Annotated in this window: 19 protein-coding genes and 1 riboswitch; of the genes, 7 read left to right on the top strand and 12 right to left on the bottom strand. The window is 67.3% G+C overall.

What is annotated here, in order from left to right:
• Positions 1 to 21: 21 nt before the first annotated feature.
• The 5 genes from IEW15_RS17100 to rpsF all read right to left on the bottom strand — a co-directional run bounded on the left by IEW15_RS17100 (position 22) and on the right by rpsF (position 4,158).
• Positions 22 to 1,266, bottom strand: a complete 1,245-nt coding sequence (locus IEW15_RS17100; protein ID WP_188580100.1) for an SAM-dependent methyltransferase — start codon at positions 1,264 to 1,266, stop codon at positions 22 to 24.
• Between the two features lie 389 nt (positions 1,267 to 1,655).
• On the bottom strand, positions 1,656 to 2,252 hold the full coding sequence (gene rplI / locus IEW15_RS17105) for a 50S ribosomal protein L9 (protein ID WP_188580102.1): 597 nt from the start codon (positions 2,250 to 2,252) through the stop codon (positions 1,656 to 1,658).
• Positions 2,253 to 2,274: 22 nt separating this feature from the next.
• Positions 2,275 to 3,228 carry a hypothetical protein gene (locus tag IEW15_RS17110; protein WP_188580104.1) on the bottom strand — a complete coding sequence of 318 codons (954 nt, stop codon included), beginning with the start codon at positions 3,226 to 3,228 and terminating at the stop codon, positions 2,275 to 2,277.
• 156 nt (positions 3,229 to 3,384) lie between these two features.
• Positions 3,385 to 3,660: a 30S ribosomal protein S18 gene (gene rpsR, locus IEW15_RS17115; protein ID WP_188580106.1), complete on the bottom strand. Its 276-nt coding sequence runs from the start codon at positions 3,658 to 3,660 to the stop codon at positions 3,385 to 3,387.
• A 33-nt stretch (positions 3,661 to 3,693) separates the two neighbouring features.
• Complete coding sequence (rpsF, locus tag IEW15_RS17120) at positions 3,694 to 4,158, bottom strand: 30S ribosomal protein S6 (RefSeq protein WP_188580108.1); 465 nt, start codon at positions 4,156 to 4,158, stop codon at positions 3,694 to 3,696.
• A 620-nt stretch (positions 4,159 to 4,778) separates the two neighbouring features.
• Here rpsF and fabD point away from each other — a divergent pair.
• The 5 genes from fabD (at position 4,779) to mltG (ending at position 9,614) form a co-directional block, all read left to right on the top strand.
• Complete coding sequence (fabD, locus tag IEW15_RS17125; protein WP_188580110.1) at positions 4,779 to 5,720, top strand: ACP S-malonyltransferase; 942 nt, start codon at positions 4,779 to 4,781, stop codon at positions 5,718 to 5,720.
• Between the two features lie 117 nt (positions 5,721 to 5,837).
• Entirely contained in the window at positions 5,838 to 6,575 is a 738-nt protein-coding gene (gene fabG / locus IEW15_RS17130) for a 3-oxoacyl-[acyl-carrier-protein] reductase (protein WP_188580112.1), read from the top strand.
• A 196-nt stretch (positions 6,576 to 6,771) separates the two neighbouring features.
• Entirely contained in the window at positions 6,772 to 7,008 is a 237-nt protein-coding gene (locus tag IEW15_RS17135; protein ID WP_188580114.1) for an acyl carrier protein, read from the top strand.
• A 263-nt stretch (positions 7,009 to 7,271) separates the two neighbouring features.
• Positions 7,272 to 8,531 carry a beta-ketoacyl-ACP synthase II gene (fabF, locus tag IEW15_RS17140; protein ID WP_188580117.1) on the top strand — a complete coding sequence of 420 codons (1,260 nt, stop codon included), beginning with the start codon at positions 7,272 to 7,274 and terminating at the stop codon, positions 8,529 to 8,531.
• Positions 8,532 to 8,579: 48 nt separating this feature from the next.
• The gene (gene mltG, locus IEW15_RS17145) at positions 8,580 to 9,614 is read left to right on the top strand and encodes an endolytic transglycosylase MltG (protein WP_188580119.1); all 1,035 of its coding nucleotides are present in this window, start codon (positions 8,580 to 8,582) and stop codon (positions 9,612 to 9,614) included.
• Between the two features lie 18 nt (positions 9,615 to 9,632).
• Here the strand turns inward: mltG and IEW15_RS17150 are convergent, their stop codons facing one another.
• The 6 genes from IEW15_RS17150 to IEW15_RS17175 form a co-directional block, all read right to left on the bottom strand.
• Positions 9,633 to 10,715 carry a DUF6925 family protein gene (locus IEW15_RS17150; RefSeq protein WP_188580121.1) on the bottom strand — a complete coding sequence of 361 codons (1,083 nt, stop codon included), beginning with the start codon at positions 10,713 to 10,715 and terminating at the stop codon, positions 9,633 to 9,635.
• Positions 10,652 to 11,566 (bottom strand): ABC transporter ATP-binding protein, encoded by a 915-nt coding sequence (locus tag IEW15_RS17155; RefSeq protein WP_188580122.1) that lies wholly within the window; start codon positions 11,564 to 11,566, stop codon positions 10,652 to 10,654. The genes IEW15_RS17150 and IEW15_RS17155 overlap by 64 nt, the downstream gene beginning before the upstream one ends.
• A complete protein-coding gene (locus IEW15_RS17160) occupies positions 11,563 to 12,579 on the bottom strand; it encodes a FecCD family ABC transporter permease (protein ID WP_188580124.1) in 1,017 nt (338 codons plus the stop codon). Before IEW15_RS17160 ends, IEW15_RS17155 begins: the two co-directional genes overlap by 4 nt.
• 2 nt (positions 12,580 to 12,581) lie before the next feature.
• Complete coding sequence (locus tag IEW15_RS17165) at positions 12,582 to 13,448, bottom strand: ABC transporter substrate-binding protein (RefSeq protein ID WP_229708206.1); 867 nt, start codon at positions 13,446 to 13,448, stop codon at positions 12,582 to 12,584.
• Between the two features lie 3 nt (positions 13,449 to 13,451).
• Positions 13,452 to 15,413 carry a TonB-dependent receptor plug domain-containing protein gene (locus IEW15_RS17170; protein ID WP_188580126.1) on the bottom strand — a complete coding sequence of 654 codons (1,962 nt, stop codon included), beginning with the start codon at positions 15,411 to 15,413 and terminating at the stop codon, positions 13,452 to 13,454.
• A gap of 167 nt (positions 15,414 to 15,580) precedes the next feature.
• Positions 15,581 to 15,809: riboswitch (cobalamin riboswitch) on the bottom strand.
• Between the two features lie 104 nt (positions 15,810 to 15,913).
• On the bottom strand, positions 15,914 to 16,708 hold the full coding sequence (locus IEW15_RS17175; RefSeq protein ID WP_188580128.1) for an SDR family NAD(P)-dependent oxidoreductase: 795 nt from the start codon (positions 16,706 to 16,708) through the stop codon (positions 15,914 to 15,916).
• Positions 16,709 to 16,787: 79 nt separating this feature from the next.
• Between IEW15_RS17175 and IEW15_RS17180 the strand changes: the two genes are divergently transcribed.
• Together IEW15_RS17180 and gmk are read left to right on the top strand one after the other, a co-directional pair.
• Complete coding sequence (locus tag IEW15_RS17180; RefSeq protein ID WP_188580130.1) at positions 16,788 to 17,678, top strand: YicC/YloC family endoribonuclease; 891 nt, start codon at positions 16,788 to 16,790, stop codon at positions 17,676 to 17,678.
• Positions 17,679 to 17,759: 81 nt separating this feature from the next.
• On the top strand, positions 17,760 to 18,428 hold the full coding sequence (gene gmk / locus IEW15_RS17185) for a guanylate kinase (protein ID WP_188580131.1): 669 nt from the start codon (positions 17,760 to 17,762) through the stop codon (positions 18,426 to 18,428).
• A gap of 108 nt (positions 18,429 to 18,536) precedes the next feature.
• On the opposite strand, the gene IEW15_RS17190 is transcribed toward gmk, so the two are convergent.
• Positions 18,537 to 19,526 (bottom strand): calcium/sodium antiporter, encoded by a 990-nt coding sequence (locus tag IEW15_RS17190; protein WP_188580133.1) that lies wholly within the window; start codon positions 19,524 to 19,526, stop codon positions 18,537 to 18,539.
• Between the last annotated feature and the right edge of the window lie 100 nt (positions 19,527 to 19,626).

A 19,626-nucleotide genomic window follows, 5' to 3' on the forward strand; every position in this document is an offset into this window, starting at 1 on the left:
GGGGCCGCCGCCGCATCCCCGTCAGGCCACATGCATCTCCCGTCGCCGTTCGCGCGCGGCCCATTCCCGTTCGACATCGGTGATGTAATCGCGGGTCAGCGGCACGGCGTCCTGCCGTCGGGCCAGTTGAACCTGGAACACCGCCTGCCCCCAATGGCGGAAGGATGCCTCGGAGCCGGCCAGATAGAACTCCCACATCCGGCAGAAGCGCTCGTCGTAGAGGGCCTTGACCTTGTCGCGTTCCACAATGAACCGCTGATACCAGTGGCGCAGGGTCTCGGCATAGTGCAGCCGCAGGATCTCGACATCGGTCACGACCAGCCCGGCACGCTCGATCGCCGGCATCATTTCGGACAGCGCCGGAACATAGCCGCCAGGGAAGATGTATTTCCGGATCCAGGCATTGGTGGTTCCGGGGCCATCGGTGCGTCCGATGGTGTGGACGACGGCCACCCCGTCATCGGTCAGCAGGTCGAAGACCTTACGGAAGTATTCGTCATAGTGCTTCAATCCGACATGTTCGAACATGCCGACCGAGACGATACGATCGAAGCGGTCGTTGAGGTCGCGATAGTCAGTCAGCCGGAAGTCGGCTTTCGCCGCGAGGCCGGCCTGTTCGGCGCGCGATCTTGCGACCTTGTGCTGTTCTTCCGACAGGGTCACGCCAACCACATCGACATCGGCATGCCCCGACAGATACAGGCCTAGTCCGCCCCAGCCGCAGCCGATGTCGAGAACCCGTTGGCCCGGTTCCAGCAGCAGCTTTGCGGCAAGATGACGCTTCTTCTGCAACTGGGCGGTGTCGATATCGTCGTTGGGGTTCTGGAAATAGGCGCAGGAATACTGGCGGTCGGCGTCCAGGAACAGCCGATAGAGCTCATCGGACAAGTCATAGTGGTGGGCAACGTTTCGGCGCGCCCGGTTACGCGGGTTGTGTTGATAGAAAAGGTTCAGAAGCTTCAGAGCCCAGACTGGCCATCGGCGACTGTGGCTGTGTTGGGTACTGCGGGCGTAATTCTTCACGCCGATATCGAGCAGCGCTCGGACGTCTCCTTCGATGATATCGAACTGTCCGTTCATATAGCCCTCTCCCAGGGCCATCGACGGATTGACCGGAAGCCGGCGCAGGAAAGCCGCGTCGTGGATCTGGAGCCGGACACGCGGTTCCGCGCCGTCGCCGAAGCGGTGGCTGCGGCCCTGGTCGTCGTTGACGACCAGCGTACCCGACCGGATCAATCCGCCGAGGAAGGACAAACCAGGAATCACGGTCAATCGCCTCCAGCAGGAGCCGCGACCGGACAACAGCGATGATCCGGGCCTTCATCGAGGTCGCGTCACGCGGCACCAACACGCCGCATGATGCAGCCGACGCGGGGGGGGAGGAGGTCCGACGTCGTCGCCGATCCGGGCCGGCGTTGTTTAGATACGTTGCAATCTTATGCCCGTGGAAAGCGGCGCGTCAAACACCGGCCACCGTCTGTCGTCCAGTGTTGACTTCATGCAACAGGTCGGGGACCGGCCGCATAGGGCATGTTTCCGCACAACCGCCGACGCCGTGGTTTGTTGCGTTGTGCAAAAATGACAACGGCCGCGTCCCGGATGTCTCCGAAACGCGGCCGCATGTCATGGACAGTCCGATGACGGAAGGGCGGTCCTCAGACCTCCTCTTCCTCCACCGCCAGATCCCCGGCATCGCCTTCATAGGCGGTGTCGTCGTCTTCATAGGCCGAGCCCTCGGCCACCTCGTAGGCGGCGTCGAGCTGGTCTTCGGTCTCAGTCGCGCGGCGCTGCTGGTTGGCGAAGTCGTCCATGCTGCGCACGACGCAGATGGTGACATCGACGACCACGTCGGGATGCAGCGAGATCGAGACGGTCTGGGTGCCCAGCGTCTTGATCGGCTCGCGCAGCTGGACCTGACGGCCGCTGACCTCGAGGCCGAAGCTCTCGACCGCCAGCGACACGTCGCGGGCGGTGACCGAACCATAGAGCTGACCGTTGTCGGCCGCCTGGCGGACGACCGGCAGCACCTGGCCGACCAGCTTTTCGGCAAGGATTTCGGCTTCGGACCGGCGGGTGTCGTTCAGCGCGACGAGCGCCTTACGCTGGGTCTCGAAATAGCCGAGATTCTCCTTGGTCGCGCGCAAGGCCTTGCGCTGCGGCAGGAGGAAGTTGCGCGCATAACCGGGGCGGACCTTAACGCGGTCGCCAATCTGGCCCAGGTTCTGGATGCGCTCAAGCAGGATCACTTCCATCGGATGTACTCCTAAGGCGGTGTCAGGCGGCGCCGGAGCGGTGGCGCAGCCCGGCCCAACGTTCGACGAAGCCGAGAATGACGATCAGCAGGATCGGCCAGCGCAGCATCAGCGCCAGCATGTAGACCGCGGCGAGAATGAACCCGCCGCCGCGTGTGCGCCGGGCAAGCCCGTGCGCCACGCCCAGACCGAGAACCAGATACGGCATCGACGCCAGGACGGCGGCCACCCCGGCCAGAAGGCCGAGATCGCCGTCGCCACCGACGACGAGGGTGAGGGCAAGTCCCGCCATCAAAACCCAGCGAACCACCTCTGGTGGATCGAAGGTCGAGATCGACGGAAGCGGCCGCATGGCGCCGCCCAGAAGCCGCTCGGCCGCAAAACGGCCGAGCAGTCCCGACAACACCATCTGCACCACCCAGAAACACGCGGCGAAGGCGACGAAACGCCCCGCCAACCCGTCAGCCAGTGCCGCCGCGTCGGCTGTTGCGGCATCCGCCGCCATCAGCGCGATCAGCGGTTCCAGCGTCCGCGCGACTTCGCCGCGCAGGCCGCCTTCGGCGCCCAGGGTGAACAACCAGCCGCCGGCCACCAGTATGGCCGCCAGCGTGATCGCCACCGTCATCAGCCGCCCGCCCGGATACCATTCCGTGCCGCCCGCGCCATCGGGGCGCGAGAGCAGGGCGAACCGGGCGATCACCAGCACGGGAAGCGCGGTTGCCACCGCATATCCGATGCCATAGAGCACCTGTTCGGGTCCGGCGAGCGCCGCCGCGGTCAATGCGCCGGCGATCGTGCCGGCAACCGCCGACAGCAGGCCGTTGGCGAGACCGAAGCGGAACGCCGCGGCGAAAAGCGGAGCCGGCGCCAGATATGCCGCGATCACGCCGAGCGCACCGGTCACGACCAGCAGGCTGCCAACGCCGCTGAGGGCGCCGGCTGCAAGGGTGATGGTGATGTCGCGCGAGATACGCATGGGGCCTGGGGGCGCTCCGTTCCCGCCACCGCGGGCCAGACGACTGGCCGGGCATCGGTGACAAGGTCGTGTTTCTGTGTCCGGGCCTGGATGATCAGGGGCCCGGGTCTGCTGATCCCACCGATCGCCATCCCCTAACGGACGGCGTCGTCGGGGTTACTGCAACACGAAGGGCAGGAGGGCGAGAATGCGGGCGCGCTTGATGGCGCGGGCAAGCTCACGCTGCTTCTTCGCGGACACGGCCGTGATCCGGCTCGGCACGATCTTGCCCCGCTCCGAGATGTAGCGGCTGAGCAGCTTCACGTCCTTGTAGTCGATCACCGGCGCGTTGGCGCCGGAGAACGGGCAGGTCTTCTTCCGACGGAAGAAGGGGCGACGCTGGCCCTGTGCCGCCGGAATCGTGACGGCGCTCTGTGACTTGTTGGAAGCCATGACGATCTATCCTCGCAAGACTGGACCTTGGGATCAGCGCTCGACGCGCTCGGGGCGCTCGCGACGCTCGAAGCGGTCGCCACGATCACCGCGATCGCCGCGGTCACCGAAACGGTCGCCACCGCGACGCTCGCCGCGGTCACCACGATCGCCGCGGTCACCACGTTCGCCACGACCGCGGCTCTGCATCATCGCCGACGGCTCGTCGGAGAGGCTGTCGACGCGGACGGTCAGATAACGCAGCACGTCTTCCTGATAACGGAGCATGTACTCGATCTGCGTCAGCGCAGTCGGCGATGCTTCCATGTTCAGGTAGAGGTAATGCGCCTTGCGGTACTTCTTGACCCGGTAGGCGAGCTGGCGAAGGCCCCAGTTCTCCTGCTTGGTCAGGCGGCCTTCGTTCTCTTCGAGGATCTTCTTGATATCCTCGCCCAGCTTTTCGACCTGCTGGGTCGACGCGTCCTGACGGACGATGATCGTCGTCTCGTAGAAGGGCATTGTTAAAGACTCCTTACGGCTTTTTCCTGCCCGCCGCCCTGGCATCCCGCTCGCCGGCTTGCGGCCGGGCGCCGGGGGGTGTCTTCGGGCGGTACGGGCTCAGCCGACACCACCCGGTGCCGGCAAGGAGCTGGTCGTCATGGGCATCCGCAGCCATCCGGCATCCGGACATGACAAACCCTCCGCGCACCGGCATTCAAACGGCCCGGCGCGGAGGTTGCGCACTATACGCCAAGTCCGGGGGCGCGCAAGGCCAATCGGCGCCCGGGGAACCGAACATGGCAGGATACCTGCGCCGGCGCCGGCCCGGCGGCGGCGCAGCCTGCCGCGACAAGATCGACGGAGGATCGTCCAGGCCATATACTTCGGGTTGAATTAATCTCTGGAAACGCAGCCAGGTTCGGATAAACTGTGCCGCGGGCTCAATGCCGTGTCCTGGAAAAAAATCATGGAAACGGCGGGTTTGCCGGTCTGTATCGATCGTCGGGCCGCATGGTCACGCGATGCGGTTCTTGACAATCGGTCGCGGTCGCGGTCATGACTTGGCCCACGACCGGCCCGGGATTGCAGACCTGCGGCGCGGCGATCGGGTCGTCAAGCCAAGACTGAAGCGAGGCTCCATGGCACGTGCGTTCGTCTTTCCAGGGCAGGGCTCGCAGAAGGTGGGCATGGGACAGGATCTTGCGGCGGCCTTCGCGGCTGCGCGAGAGGTGTTCGAAGAAGTCGATGAGGCGCTGAAGCAGCCGCTGACGCGCCTGATGTTCGATGGACCGGCGGAAACGCTGGTCCTGACCGAAAACGCCCAGCCGGCGATCATGGCCTGTTCCATGGCGGTGGTCCGGGTGCTGGAGCAGCAGGGTGGTCTGGACATCGCCACGCAGGCGGCCTTCGTGGCCGGTCATTCGCTGGGCGAGTATTCGGCGCTGTGCGCGGCCGGTGCCCTCGATATCGGCGACACGGCCCGGTTGCTGAAGATCCGCGGCCAGGCGATGCAGCTGGCGGTACCTGTTGGCGTGGGCGCCATGCTGGCGCTGATGGGCGTCGACCCGGACGAGGCCCGCGCCATCGCCGATGAGGCCTCGGCCTCCGGCGAAGTCTGCGTGGTCGCCAATGACAACGCGCCGGGGCAGGTGGTGCTGTCGGGCCATAAATCGGCCATCGACCGTGCGGTCGAGATCGGCAAGGCCCGCGGCAAGCGCACCATTCCGCTGGAGGTGAGCGCGCCGTTCCATTGCCCGTTGATGAAGCCGGCCGCCGACCGCATGGCCGATGCGCTGGCGCAGGTCGAGATCGACGCACCGCGCCTGCCACTGATCGCCAATGTTCTGGCCGAACCGGTCTCGGATCCCGACCGGATCCGTGGTCTGCTGGTCGATCAGGTGACCGGCGTCGTGCGCTGGCGTGAAAGCGTCCTGTTCATGAAGTCGGCCGGTGTGGAAGAAACCGTCGAGCTGGGCGCCGGCAAGGTGCTGTCGGGGCTGACCAAGCGGATCGACCGCGCGGTCGCGGCCCGGTCGGTCGGAACCCCCGCCGAGATCGAGGCGTTCCTGACATCACTCTGAGCCGTGCCACCTGTCCGGGTTGTCCGCTCGGGCTTTGGGGTTGCCGACCGGCTGACGGCCCGATCCCGGCTCTCTGAATTGACCCTGGCTCTCTGAATACCGAGGTTGACCGATCCCATGTTCGATCTGACGCAGCGTACCGCGCTCGTGACCGGCGCCACCGGCGGTATCGGTGCCGCCATCGCCCGCGCGCTCCACGCCCAGGGTGCCACCGTGGCACTGCACGGCCGGCGCGCGGATGCGCTGGAGGCACTGGCGGCGGAGCTGGGGGAGCGGGTTCATGTGGTGCCGGCCGATCTCGCCGTCGACGGCGCCGCCGAGACCCTGGTCAAAGAGGCCGAGGCCGCGATGGGTGGGCTCGACATTCTGGTCAGCAATGCCGGCCTCACCCGCGACACGCTGCTGATGCGGATGAAGGACGCCGATTTCGATCAGGTGATCGACGTCAATCTGAAGGCGGGTTTCCGCCTGACCCGGGCGGTGATGAAGGGCATGATGAAGCGTCGCTATGGCCGCATCATCGCCGTCACCTCGGTGGTCGGGCATATGGGCAACCCCGGGCAGGCCAATTATGCCGCGTCCAAGGGTGGCCTCACCGCCATGATCAAGGCGATCGCGCAGGAGGTTTCCTCCCGCGGGATCACAGCGAATTGTGTGGCACCCGGATACATCGCAACGCCGATGACCGACGTGCTCACCGACGAGCAGAAGACCGGTCTGCTCGAAAAGGTACCAGTGGGCCGTCTTGGCTCACCGGAAGATGTCGCCGCGGCCATCGTCTATCTGGCGAGCACCGAGGCGGCCTATGTGACCGGTCAGACGCTCCACGTCAACGGCGGCATGGTCATGATCTGACCGCCGGGCCGGGGACGCGAACCGGACGAGCCCCGCGATCTTTGCCGTGGCATGCGGAAGTGCTGCTGACAAAGGTCCGGAAAGTGTGCTACAGCCCTTCTCGATTTCGACGGGGCTGCCCTGCACGACCAATCGGCAGTACGGCGCAACGCCCGAACGAACGCCACTTGCCCGTGAGCTTGAGGGACGACGACTGATGAGCGACATTGCTGAGCGCGTGAAGAAGATCGTGGTCGAACATCTCGGTGTCGACGAAGACAAGGTCACCGAGACGGCCAGCTTCATCGACGACCTCGGTGCCGACAGCCTCGATACCGTCGAACTCGTGATGGCCTTCGAGGAAGAGTTCGGGATCGAGATCCCGGATGACGCCGCGGAGAAGATCCTGACCGTCCAGAACGCCATCACGTTCATCCAGGAGCAGCAGGGCTGATTGTTCAGCCCTGACGCTCCGGGCGACGTGCCGGCGCCAGCCGCCGGTGCGGCCGCACCCGCTACGGCGCGGGTGAGCTGATCGAAGGGCCCGTCGCCGCACCGACATCTGTCGTGCGGCCATGGGTTCCGCCGCGAAACGGGCGTCGTCCGCCGATCCGATCGCTGACGGATGGGCGACAACGCCCGCTTCTGCCGTTGTGGCGGCCCCGTCCGGGCCGCCGGCACGCGGCCCATTCAGGCAGAAAGGACGCGCTGACCGAGATGAGACGTGTCGTCGTCACCGGGCTGGGTCTTGTCACTCCGCTCGCGGTCGGGGTGAAGACGAGCTGGGAGCGTCTGCTCGCCAGCAAGTCCGGAATCCGCAGCATCGACAGCTTCGATGTGTCCGACCTCACCGTCCGCATCGCCGCCATGGTGCCCAAGGGCGCCGGCGAGGATGCCTTCCGTCCGGAAGACTATATTCCGGTCAAGGACGTGAAGAAGATGGACGAGTTCATCCATTACGCCCTGGGCGCCGCCGACGAGGCGATCCGCGACGCGGGCTGGAAGCCTGAGGCGGAAGAGGATCTTAACCGGACCGGGGTGATGATCGGTTCCGGCATCGGCGGTCTGCCGACGATCGCCGAGGGCGCGATCGCGATGGAGCAGCGCGGTCCGCGCCGCGTCTCGCCGTTCTTCATTCCCTCGGCGCTGATCAATCTGGCCTCGGGCCAGGTGTCGATCAAATACGGCTTCCGCGGCCCCAATCATGCGGTCGTCACCGCCTGCTCGACCGGCGCGCATGCCATTGGCGATGCGGCCCGGCTGATCATGTGGGACGATGCCGACGTGATGATCGCGGGTGGCTCGGAAGCGGCGGTCTGCCGGATGGGCATTGCCGGCTTCGCGGCCGCCAAGGCGCTGTCCTCGGGCTATAATGACACGCCTGAGCGTGGTTCCCGCCCCTGGGACAAGGGCCGTGACGGCTTTGTCATGGGCGAGGGTGCCGGCGTGGTCGTGCTTGAAGAGCTTGAGCATGCCAAGGCCCGCGGCGCGCATATCTATGCCGAGGTCATCGGCTATGGCATGTCGGGCGACGCCTATCACATCACCGCACCGTCGGAAGACGGCAATGGCGGCTTCAGGGCCATGCAGGCGGCGCTGAAGCGTGCCGGTATCACCCCGGATCAGGTCGACTACATCAACGCCCATGGCACCTCCACGCCGCGCGGTGACGTGATCGAGCTGGCGGCGGTGAAGCGGTTGTTCGGCGATGCCGCCTATAAGCTGTCGATGTCGTCGACCAAATCGTCAATCGGCCATCTTCTGGGGGCGGCCGGCGCGGTGGAGGCGATCTTCTCGATCCTCGCCATCCGCGACAGTGTCGTCCCGCCGACGCTGAACCTCGATGACCCGGATGACGGCTGCGATATCGATCTGGTGCCGCATCAGGCGAAGGAGCGGCCGGTGCGCTATGCCCTGTCGAACTCGTTCGGCTTCGGCGGCACCAATGCCTCGGTCGTCTTCGCGCGGCCGGAATGACCGGCCGTCGGTCCGACGTCTTTCGGATCGTCTGACGCAGGGGCTGCCGTGCGCATCCTGAAGTATATTGCCATCGCCCTCGTTTCCGTGATGACCCTGGTCGTCGCGGGGGCGGGGGCTTTGGTCTGGTGGGGCTCGGTCTGGCTCGAGACGCCCGCGGCATTGACCGAGACCCGCACCGTCATGCTGCCGCGTGGTACCGGCGTGATCGGCATCGCCCGGCGGCTGGCCGATGCCGGCGTGATCGACCAGCCGCTGGCATTCCGGGCGGCGGTGACGCTGATGGATGTTCAGGCCCGTCTGAAAGCGGGCGAGTACCGTATCGAACCCGGCCAGAGCCCGTCCGACATCATCGATATGCTGGTCGAAGGCCGGGTGGTGCTGCATCGCCTGACGGTGGCCGAGGGGGTGACCCTGCGCAGCGTCTGGACGATGGTTGACGAGGATGACCGGCTGTCGGGCGAGATGCCGCCGCTGGACACTCTGGCCGAGGGCGGCCTGATGCCCGAGACCTATACCTTCACCCGAGGTGACAGCCGCGCGGGTGTCATCGAGCGCATGAAGACCGCGATGGACCAGGCGCTCGACGAGGCATGGGCCGCGCGCCGGCCGGATCTGCCGTTGTCATCGCCTGAGGAGATGCTGATCCTGGCCTCGGTGGTCGAGCGCGAGACCGGGGTCGCCGACGAGCGGCCGCTGGTCGCCGGGGTGTTCATCAACCGGTTGAAGCGCGGCATGCGTCTGCAATCGGACCCGACCGTGATCTATGGCCTGAGCGACGGCACCGGCCGGATCGCTCGCGGCATCACCCGCAGCGATCTCGGCACCGCCCATGACTGGAACACTTATGAGATCGACGGATTGCCGGCAACGCCGATCGCGCTGCCAGGCCGCGCCAGCCTGATGGCCGTGGCCCAGCCGGCCGAGACCGATGCGCTGTATTTCGTGGCCGACGGCACTGGCGGGCATGTGTTCGCGACCACACTGGCCGAGCACAATCGCAATGTCGCCAAATGGCGGCGGATCGAGCGCGAGCGCCGTACCGCCGCCAAGGCAGCAGCGGCCGGATCGCAACAGGATTGACCAGCCGCCGCTGCGCGCTCAGCCACAGCTGCCGGCCGTGGCGCGGCCATCCGCGGCATCGCCGCCGGCCGGATCATGGACATGCTGCCAGTCGGCGATCAGTGCCGGGTCGCCGATGCCCATCTGGCGGGCCTGCCGCAAGGCCACCTTCATTGCCGCCCTGATCCATCGGCCATCAAGGTCTTCACAGCCGGTGGTCAGCGCTGCGCTGTGGCGTGGCGGCAGGCCGCTATCCACCGCATCGAACACCCGCTGCATGACCATGGCGGCCCGCGGGTCGCCATGGCGGGCGAACAGGGCTGCGAATGACAGATGTGCCGCAAGGTCGAAGGGGCGCGGGCGGCCCGTCATGTCCCGCAGCGGGTTGACCGCGTGCATCGTCAGTCCGGCAACCTCGCCCTCGGCAATCGGGGTGGTCGCCGAATGCGCCAGCCCAGTCGCCAGCAGTTTGGGCAGAAGATGGGTATGCGGGCCTTCGGGCGAGGTTTCACCGGCTGTCGGAACTGGCTGATAAACCTCGATTCGCGACAACCTGGTCATGAAGACGCGATGGCCGCCGGTGGCGGCGGCGGCGCGGCGCGGTCCCGGATCGGACCCCAGCAGCGGCCGGCCCGCCAGACCACGAAGAACCGCGATCGCGGCCGGGTCGGACAGCCGGATACAGGCATCGACATGGGGGATGGCGAGGCCCAGATCGAACAGGATCGCCGGCCGGTCCTGATCGCGCACCGCGTGGTCATCCGGCCCCAGCTCGGTCACCACGCTGTGCGCGGCGCAGATTGCGGCTGTCGCCGGCTGGCAGAAGGCGATGGCCGACGACCAGCCGATGCCGTCGGCGGATGGCGTGTGATAGGCGAGCGGCCGGCACGCCGTTGCAGTGTTCACCGCCAGCGCGCCCCGCGCCGTGGCCATGGCCAGCCGCGCGGGGACGTCTGCGGTGCCCATGATTGCTTCGTCGGCATCACGGATGAACTCGGCGATGGCCCCGAAACTGCCGGTGCTCCAGCCCTGGGCCGGATCGGCGATCAGGTCGGCGATCAGCCGGCGGGTGTCGTCGTCTTGTATCGTGCGGCGGTCTGTGGCGCGGACGCTCGCGGGCATGGTGCCACCTCGTCATCATCGGGTTGGTGTGATGGGGGGATGAATGCAGCCTCCTCGGCGCAGCCGATCCGTGCCCAGGGAATGATCAGCGGCCGGCCACCGGCCTCGCCACGCCAGGCATGAATGCCATAGGCGGTGGCCAGATGGCCGGCGCTCAGCACCCGCGCGGCATCGCCATCGGCCAGCACCCGGCCTTGCGTCAGCAACACCAGCCGGTCGCAGAACCGCGCCGCCAGCGACAGATCGTGCAGCACCGCGACGACCACCGCACCCCGGCGGGCCTGATCGGCCAGCACCGCCATGACGTCGAGCTGGTGAGCGGGGTCCAGCGCCGCCACCGGCTCGTCGACCAGCAGCACCGGCGCCTCGACCGCCAGCGCGCGCGCCAGCAGCACACGCAGGATTTCACCACCCGACAGCCGGTCGATACGCCGGCCGGCGAAGCCGGTGGTGCCGGTCAGGGCCATGGCGCGCGCGACTGCCGCCCGGTCGGCCGGCGTCGTGCCATCGCCATGGGGCAGACGTCCAAGAGCGACGACCGCTTCGGCGCCCAGCGGCCAATGTGCCTGACCACCCTGCGCCAGATAGGACAGGCTGCGCGCGCGCCGCATGGCGGGCAGGTCGTGGATCGGGCGGCCATCCAGACGCACCATACCGCGATCGGGCCGGGACAACCCGGCCAGCAGGCGGAGCAGGGTGGTCTTGCCGGCGCCGTTGGGTCCGATCAGCCCGACCAGCCGGCCGGGCGCGAATTGCAGGCTGACCGCATCCAGGATGGGGCGCTCCGGCCCGATAACGGTGATGCTCAAGGCCTCCAGAACCGGACGCTCTGCCATGGCGGTGGCGGTCATCGGGGATCCTTTCGGGCAACGGACAGGATCAGGGAGGCGAGGAAGGGGGCGCCGATCAGCGCCATCACCACCCCCAGTTTCAGCTCGGGCCGGGTCGGCAGCAGGCGCAGCAGAATGTCGGCCGCGAGCGTGAAGGCGGCACCGGCAGGGCCGGAGACCCAGATCAGGGCGGCCGGCCGGTGGTTGACCAGTGGCCGCATCAGATGCGGCACGATCAGCCCCACGAAGCCGACCGCACCGGCGACGGCGACCCCCGGCCCCACCGCCAGGGCGGTGCCGATGATCGCCGCCAGCCGGGTGCGGGTGATGTCGAAGCCCAGGCTGCGGGCGGTGTCTTCGCCCAGGGTCAGGGCTTCAAGCGCCTGGCCTGTGCGAACCAGCATCGCCAGCCCGATCAGGATCGGCGGTGCCGCCAGCCAGACATGGTTCATACTGCGATCAGCCAGCGATCCCATCAACCAGAACACGATTTCCAGCGCCGCATATGGCGAGGGGGCGAGGTTGAGCGCCAGCGCGGTCAAGGCGGCGGCAAAGCTGCCGATGGCGACACCGGTCAGGATCAGCGCCGTGGTCCCCGCCCCCCGGCGGGCGACCAGTGCCAGAACCAGCGTCGCCAGCAGGGCGCCGGTGATGCCGCCCAGCGGCAGAGCCAGCGCCCAGAGCGCCCCCAGCCCGCTATAGAACACACAGACCGCACCGAAGCCGGCGGCACCACTGACGCCGATCACCCCCGGATCGGCCAGCGGGTTGCGCAGCAGGCCCTGAAGGGTGGCCCCGGCCATGGCGAGCCCCGCGCCCAGCAGGGCGGCCAGGATCGCCCGGGGCAGGCGCAACTCCACCAGGATCAGGGCATCGAGGGTTTCGCGGCCATGCCACAGATCGGCGACGGCCTGCCACAGATTCAGCCCGTCGGGACCGGTCGCGATCGAAGCGAGCATCAGCAGGGCGGTCAGTGCGGCAAGCCCGCTTGCAAGGAGGCGCGTGCCGGCGGCCAGGTGGATGTATGGCCTCATTATCATTGGTCGGCACCGCGCCGGGTCAGCACCGTGCGGCGCGCGGCCGACAGCCGTGCCACCGCCTCGGCGACCCAGGGGCCGGGGCAGACCCACAGCGCTGCCGGCAGCGAGGCGATGGTGATGCCGGCCTGACGGCTGCGGAAAGCCGGATGGTCCAGCACCTCGCGTGCCAGGGCCGGCGGCGCATCACCATCGCTGTCCAGAATCAGCAGCTCCGGTTTCAGCCGCAGCAGCCGTTCCAGGCCGATGCGGCCATCGCCATCCACCGGTGCATCCGGCGCCAGATTGCGCAGGCCGGCGGCCGTAAGGATCTCGTCCTGAAGCGTGCCGGCGCCGGCAACGCCGCCGCCGGGCCGCAGTACCACCACCCCCGGCATGCCGCCCTGATCATCGGGTGCCGGCCGCGCCGCCGCCAGCATGGCGTCCATCCGGGCCAGCATCGCCACGCCGGCATCGGGATTGCCGACCGTGGCCGCGAGGCTGGTCACCTGATCGCGGATGCCATCGAGGCTGGTTGCCTCGTCCAGAAGCCGCACCGGAATGCCGGCGCGGCGCAGCATGGCCGTGGTGGTGGCGGTGGTATAGCGCCCGGCCACCACCAGATCGGGTCGGAGCCGGGCAATCTCTTCGGCCCGCCCATGATTGAGCGTCAGCCCCGCCGCGGCGCCGGCATCGATCGCCGCCGGCCCTGCCGCCAGCCAGGTGACCGACACCAGCCGCCCCGGTGGCGCCAGCCGCAGCAGCAATTCATCCGCGCACAGGTTCATCGAAACGATCCGGGTCGGTGCCGCCCCGACAGGTGCCGCAGCCGGGATCATTGCCGCAAGGATCATCGCCGCCACGGCCACAGGGCTGCGCCGGATCATGGCTCAGAACCGCATCCGCAGGCCGGCATAGGCTGCCCGCCCGCGTGAACCATAGCCCAGAACCTCCTGATACTGCTCGTCGAACAGATTGTCGACCCGGCCGAAGATCTCGGCCCTGTCGGTGAGGTCATAGGCCGCGGTCAGGCCGACCAGCGTATATGCGCCCAAGGTGACGACGCTGCGGGCATAATTGGCGTCATAGGCCCAGTCCTTCTGCTCGCCGTTATAGACCACCGACACGCCGGCGCGGGCGCGGTCGTCCAGAAAGCGGGTGGCGATATCGGCGCTGGCGACATGCGGCGCCCGGCGGATGAGTTCCTCGCCCTTGGCGTCCTCGCCATCGGTATAGGTGTAGGTGAGGCGGAGATCCATCCAGCCGGTCGGCCGCAGGGTCAGCGATGCCTCGACGCCGTCGATCTTCGACGTGCCATCCAGATTGAGCGACGTGTTGCCAGACCCTTGAATCAATCGGTCGATATCCTGGCTGAAATAGCCGAGATCGGCGGTGATGCGACCGCCAAGGAAGGATTGCTCGACGCCCGCATCCCAGCCGCGCGCCCGTTCGGGCTTCAGGTCTGGATTTCCCCGATAGCTGGCCGAATAGCCGAACAATTCAAACAGGGTCGGGTTCTTCACCCCGGTGCCATAGGATGTGCGCAGCCGCGTGCCGGTGCCGTCGATCACCCAGGCCGCGGTCAGCCGGTAGGTGGCGGCATCATCGAACAACTCGTTCTGATCCACCCGGCCGGCCACCGACAGGAACAGGCTGTTGAACAAGCCCAGCCGGTATTCGGCGGCATAGCCAGTGGCATCGAAGGCCCGATCGACCGACGACCAGTCGCTGTGGGTGCGCACGGTCTCGCGCTCATACTCCGCCGCCAGACTGATATCGTGGCTGGCGGGCAGGCCGGTGGTGGTGTCGAAACTGTAATCGGTCTGATAATCGGTCTTCAGGCGTCGCCCCAGATAGGTGCTCGACACCGAGCCGTTCGCGCGATAGTCGCGGTCGTGTTCGGTGTGGGCCAGGCCGAGCTTGTGGCGCCACCGGCCATCGGCCATGGCATAGCGGGCCTCGGCGCGTGCGAAGCTCTGGGTGCCGCGGGTCTCTTCGTCGCCGTCGACGGGCAGGGTGGAATAGCCATCACCTTCAGCATGATAGCGCAGGGTTCTGCCAACCAGGGCGAATTCCAGATCCTCGGTCGGCCGCCAGCCGAATTTCGCGAAGGCCGATCGGTTGCGATAGCCGTCGGTCTCAGGATTGCCCGCCCGCTCGTCGGCGACCGAGATGCCGTCGGTGCGGAAGCTCTGCACCGAGACCATGCCGTCGAAGATCTCGTCGCCATAGGACAGGCTGCCAGCCGCCTCGCGGGTCTCGAAGCCGCCGGCCTCGGTCCGCAGACTGCCCGACAGCGGGCCGGCGCCGCGCTTCGTCGTGATGTCGATCACCCCGCCCATGGCGTCCGATCCGTACAGCGCGCTCTGGGGGCCGCGCAGAACCTCGATCCGCTCCACCTCATAGGCCAGCAGATGGGCGAAATCGAATTCCGAGCCGGCCGACGGGTCCGATACCTCAATGCCGTCGATCCGCACCAGGGTCTGATTGCCTTCCGATCCACGGATGCGGATCTGCGACAGGCCACCGACCGAGCCGGTGCGGCTGACCGCGACGCCGGGCACCAGCCGCAGGGCGTCGTCGACATGGCGGATCTGAAGCGCGTCGAGCTGCTCGCCGGTGATGACCGTCACCGCACTGCCGATCGCGGCCAGCGGCGTGGGCGTGCGCGCGGCCGACACCGAGATCGGGCCGAGCGGTGTGACCTCGTCATCGGAGGCAGCCTGTGCAATGGGGGACGACAGGCCGGCGGCGAGCGCGGCTGTCAGAATGGCGGCCGTGGTGACATGGCGGTTGGCTGGCTGGCGGCGGACGGAGTCCGGGCGGCGGACGTGGGCAGTGGTATCAGGCACCGATAGACCTCGTTCAGCAACGTCGACCGGTCACTGCGAACGAGGCCAGCATGGTATGCGGCTTTGTGCCTGTTGGAACCGTGCCTGAAGGAAGACGGGTGTCCGGGGGCCCTGACGCCGCCACCGCTTGCAAAAACCCATCGGTACACCCCGCCCGACGTGCTCGCCCGTGACCGCGAATGACGGCAGGTCTCCTGGCTCGCAGGTCATCGCACCGCCATCGCCTTCCCGGCCTCGATGGACCAGTGGCAGTCAGGATGGGGCACTCGCTGCTTACAGTTGCGGGGGCAGCCGCGGAATTGCGATCGCCGGCTTCGGCCGTGATCGCGCACCGCATTCCCTTTTCATCCCCGACCGACCAGGTCGATCGCGGACACCATCAGTGGCGCCATGGTTGCGCAATCGGGGTGCGTCTGGCAAGAGCATATCGCAGGGCGTCAGGGCGTCAGGGCGTTTCGCGATGGCGGGCCGGCCAGCCACGGACATGGCGGTCCTGGCGACTATTTGCCCGGCATCCGGCGCAGAAGCGCATCCGCCCAGGATGCCGGCAGGGCTGCCAGCAGCCAGACCACCGCGGCCAGTTGCCAGGGAAAGGCGATCCGGGCGCGATTGCGACAGAGTCCCCGGCGGATGATGGCGGCGGCGCGATCGGCCTCCATCAGGTACGGCATCGGAAAGCGGTTGCGCCCGGTCATCGGTGTCCGCACGAAGCCCGGGCAGACGACGGACACATGCAGGCCGCCCTTGGCGAGGCGCGGTCGCAGACCTTCGCCCCAGGCCTTGACGGCGGCCTTTGATGCGGCATAGGCGGGGGCACCGGGCTGGCCGCGATAACCGGCCAGGCTTGAGATGATCGCAATCGCCCCGCGTCCCCGGCCCAGCATCAGATTGGCGGCCGGCAACACGGTATTGACCACGCCGTCGACATTGACCGCGAAGATCGCGCGCGTGACATCGGCCGAAACGGTGCCGCCCGATGCCGCCTCGTTTCCCGATATGCCGGCATTGGCGATGACCAGATCCAGGGGAAAGGTCGTGTCGGCGCGGGTGAGCCAGTCTGCCATGGCCCCGGCATCGGTCACGTCGAACAGGGCCGTGTCGACCGTGGCACCGCTGGCGCGGGCGGCGGCGGCCACACTGTCCAGGCGGGCCGCGTCGCGTCCGTGCAGCGCCAGCCTGACGCCCGGCGCGGCATAGGCCCGGACCAGTGCGGCGCCGAGCCCGCTGGAAGCACCGGTGATGGCGATGTGGCGGGGCGACAGGTGGTCGCGTGGCGGGCGGGTCGCGTCGGACATCTGTGGCAATCGCTGCTTGGCGGGGGCTTGCGGGGTTCGTATAGTCCGCCGATCATCGCTCATCCTCAGGAGATTGGCCATGGCGCTCGCCAGCATGACGGGATTTGCCCGCGCCGACGCCGGCGATGCGCGCTACCGCTGGAGTTGGGAGGTCAAGAGCGTCAATGGCCGCTCGCTGGATCTCCGCATCCGCCTTGCCGCCGGCTTCGATCAGTTCGAGCCGGTGATCCGCCGGGTGGCCCAGGACCGGCTGCGGCGCGGCCATGTCAGCGTGCAGCTTGCGATGGTGGTCCATGCCCGCGGCACCCGGCTGCGCCTGGACCCGGATGTGGCCGACGGGCTGGGCGAGGTGATCGCCGATCTGCAGCGGCGTTTTCCCAAGGCCAAGGCGCCGCGGATCGATGGTCTGCTGCGCGTGCCCGGCTTGATCCAGGCCGTGGAGCACGAGGAAAGCGAAGCCGCCCGCGCCACCCGCGAGCACGCGATGACCGACAGCCTGATCGTGGCCTTCGACCGGCTGGTCGCGGCGCGCGCCCAGGAAGGTGCCGCCCTCGCCCGGCTGATCGACGAGCATATCGATGCGATCGGCGGCCTGATCGCCGATGCCCGGGCGACCGCCGCCGCCCAGCCCGAGGTGATCCGCAACCGGCTGGACGATCTGATCCACAGCCTGCTGCACGACCGCGCCGGCCTGTCGGAAGACAGGATCATCCAGGAAGCGGCCGTGCTCGCCGCCAAGGCCGATATCCGCGAGGAACTGGACCGGCTGGATGCCCATGTCGCCCAGGCACGGGCGCTGTGTGCCGACGACGAACCGGTCGGCCGTCAGCTCGATTTTCTGGCCCAGGAGTTCAACCGCGAGGCCAATACGCTGTGCTCGAAATCCTCGGACACCACGCTGACCCGCATCGGGCTGGCGCTGAAGACCCGGATCGACCAGTTGCGCGAACAGATCCAGAATGTTGAGTAAGATCCTTCATATAAAAGGATCTTTTGGAATGATGGAAGCGAGACACGTGATGCAGACTGCCGGACCGGCCCAGGTGTGGGCATGAGTGATGCCGCCACCACCAGCCGCCGCCTTCCCCATGACCGGCGCCGTGGCCTGATGCTGGTGCTGTCATCGCCATCGGGCGCCGGCAAGACCACCCTGTCGCGGCGGTTGCTGGCCAGTGATGACGATATTGCATTGTCGGTATCGGTGACCACGCGCGCGAAGCGGCCGGGTGAAGTGGATGGGGTGGATTATCACTTCATCGACAAGGCGGCGTTCCAGCGGATGGTCGGTGACGATGCCCTGCTGGAACATGCGACCGTGTTCGAGAACAGCTATGGCACCCCGCGCGCGGCGGTGGAGGCGACATTGGCATCCGGCCGTGACGTCCTGTTCGATATCGACTGGCAGGGCACTCAGCAGCTGGCAGATCGGGCGCGCGACGATCTGGTGACGGTCTTCATCCTGCCGCCGTCGATCGTGGAACTGGAACGCCGGCTGACCACCCGTGCCCAGGACAGCGCCGAGGTGGTGGCCAGGCGGATGGCCAAGGCGGCTGATGAAATGAGCCACTACGCCGAATACGATTATGTGCTGGTGAACGATGATGTCGATCGCAGCCTGGCCAATCTGGAGGCGATCCTGCGCGCGGAGCGCCTGCGCCGCAAGCGCCAGCTCGGCTTGAGCGGTTTCGTGAATGGCATGCGTGAGGATGCCGGTCGCTGAGCTTCGCTCTGTTGACCGTCAATCAGATCGGTCTGACCACAAACGACTGATGGCCCGCATCGGATATCCGGTGCAGGCCATCAGTGCGGTGTCGGGCAGGGCAGTGGCTCAGGCGAGCCCGAGCGCACCGCGTACCGCCGGCGACAACTGCACGACGAAATAGAGCACATAGGCAGCCAGGAACACACCGGCCTCGCGCCTGCCGATCCGCCAGCCGGTCCAGGCGAAGACCAGCAGCAGCCCGGTTGCCGCCGCCATCACCCAGATGTCGAGCGCCAGCACCTCGGGCGGGATGGCGATCGGCTGGACCAATGCCGTGACGCCGCCGATGCCGAGTGCGTTGAAGATATTGCTGCCGATGATATTGCCGAGGGCGACATCGCCATGCTTGCGCAGCGCCGCCATCACCGAGGTGACCAGTTCCGGCAGCGAGGTGCCGACGGCAACCAGGGTGAGGCCGATCACCGCTTCGGACAGGCCGAAGGTCCGCGCCACCTCGACCGCGCTTGAGATCAGGAAATTCGCCCCGAGCATCACGCCGGCGATTCCGATGGCTGTGATCAGCAGGCTGCGGCCGATACTGGCGGTTTTCACCGGCTCCTGATCTGCCACATAGTTCGCCTCGGCGGCGTGCATCCGGGCGGTGGCATCGTTCATCCGCTTGTCGGAGATATAGCTGAAGACCGTATAGCCGACCAGGCCGACCAGGAACAGCACACCGGCGGTCCGCCCCAATTCGCCGCCCAGGCAGGCGAGGATCAGCGCGAGTGTGGCCAGCGTCAGCATGGTGCCGTCGCGCTTGAACGCCTGCGGGGCAACCGCGATTGGCAGGATAAGCGCGGCAGCACCAAGAATCAGCAGGATATTGGCGATATTGCTGCCGACGATATTGCCGATGGCGATGCCTGGCGCCCCGCCCAGCGCCGCCTGAAGGCTTGCGACCAGTTCCGGTGTGGAGGTGCCGAAACCGACCAGGGTGAGGCCGATCACCATCGGCGAAATCCCCAGCCGGGTGGCGGTGCCCACCGCGCCGCGGACCAGAAGTTCGCCACCCAGAAACAACAATCCCAGGCCGGCGGCGAGCAGAAGATAGGTCATGCGGTCTCCCGTGTCGTGAATGGCACCCCGGAGACATGACGACGGCACGCGTCCACGCATGGGCCGCCATGGCTCGTCGCCAATTTCGGCGAGGGATCGC

It is taken from the genome of Tistrella bauzanensis (assembly GCF_014636235.1).
In the GTDB taxonomy this organism is placed as follows: Bacteria; Pseudomonadota; Alphaproteobacteria; order Tistrellales; family Tistrellaceae; genus Tistrella; species Tistrella bauzanensis.

Coding starts and splice junctions, on each gene's coding strand:
- rplI (WP_188580102.1), bottom strand. CDS start 2,252: ATGGAAGTGATCCTGCTTGAGCGCATCCAGAACCTGGGCCAGATTGGC.
- IEW15_RS17110 (WP_188580104.1), bottom strand. CDS start 3,228: ATGCGTATCTCGCGCGACATCACCATCACCCTTGCAGCCGGCGCCCTC.
- rpsR (WP_188580106.1), bottom strand. CDS start 3,660: ATGGCTTCCAACAAGTCACAGAGCGCCGTCACGATTCCGGCGGCACAG.
- rpsF (WP_188580108.1), bottom strand. CDS start 4,158: ATGCCCTTCTACGAGACGACGATCATCGTCCGTCAGGACGCGTCGACC.
- fabD (WP_188580110.1), top strand. CDS start 4,779: ATGGCACGTGCGTTCGTCTTTCCAGGGCAGGGCTCGCAGAAGGTGGGC.
- fabG (WP_188580112.1), top strand. CDS start 5,838: ATGTTCGATCTGACGCAGCGTACCGCGCTCGTGACCGGCGCCACCGGC.
- IEW15_RS17135 (WP_188580114.1), top strand. CDS start 6,772: ATGAGCGACATTGCTGAGCGCGTGAAGAAGATCGTGGTCGAACATCTC.
- fabF (WP_188580117.1), top strand. CDS start 7,272: ATGAGACGTGTCGTCGTCACCGGGCTGGGTCTTGTCACTCCGCTCGCG.
- IEW15_RS17150 (WP_188580121.1), bottom strand. CDS start 10,715: ATGCCCGCGAGCGTCCGCGCCACAGACCGCCGCACGATACAAGACGAC.
- IEW15_RS17155 (WP_188580122.1), bottom strand. CDS start 11,566: ATGACCGCCACCGCCATGGCAGAGCGTCCGGTTCTGGAGGCCTTGAGC.
- IEW15_RS17160 (WP_188580124.1), bottom strand. CDS start 12,579: ATGAGGCCATACATCCACCTGGCCGCCGGCACGCGCCTCCTTGCAAGC.
- IEW15_RS17165 (WP_229708206.1), bottom strand. CDS start 13,448: ATGATCCGGCGCAGCCCTGTGGCCGTGGCGGCGATGATCCTTGCGGCA.
- IEW15_RS17175 (WP_188580128.1), bottom strand. CDS start 16,708: ATGTCCGACGCGACCCGCCCGCCACGCGACCACCTGTCGCCCCGCCAC.
- IEW15_RS17180 (WP_188580130.1), top strand. CDS start 16,788: ATGGCGCTCGCCAGCATGACGGGATTTGCCCGCGCCGACGCCGGCGAT.
- gmk (WP_188580131.1), top strand. CDS start 17,760: ATGAGTGATGCCGCCACCACCAGCCGCCGCCTTCCCCATGACCGGCGC.
- IEW15_RS17190 (WP_188580133.1), bottom strand. CDS start 19,526: ATGACCTATCTTCTGCTCGCCGCCGGCCTGGGATTGTTGTTTCTGGGT.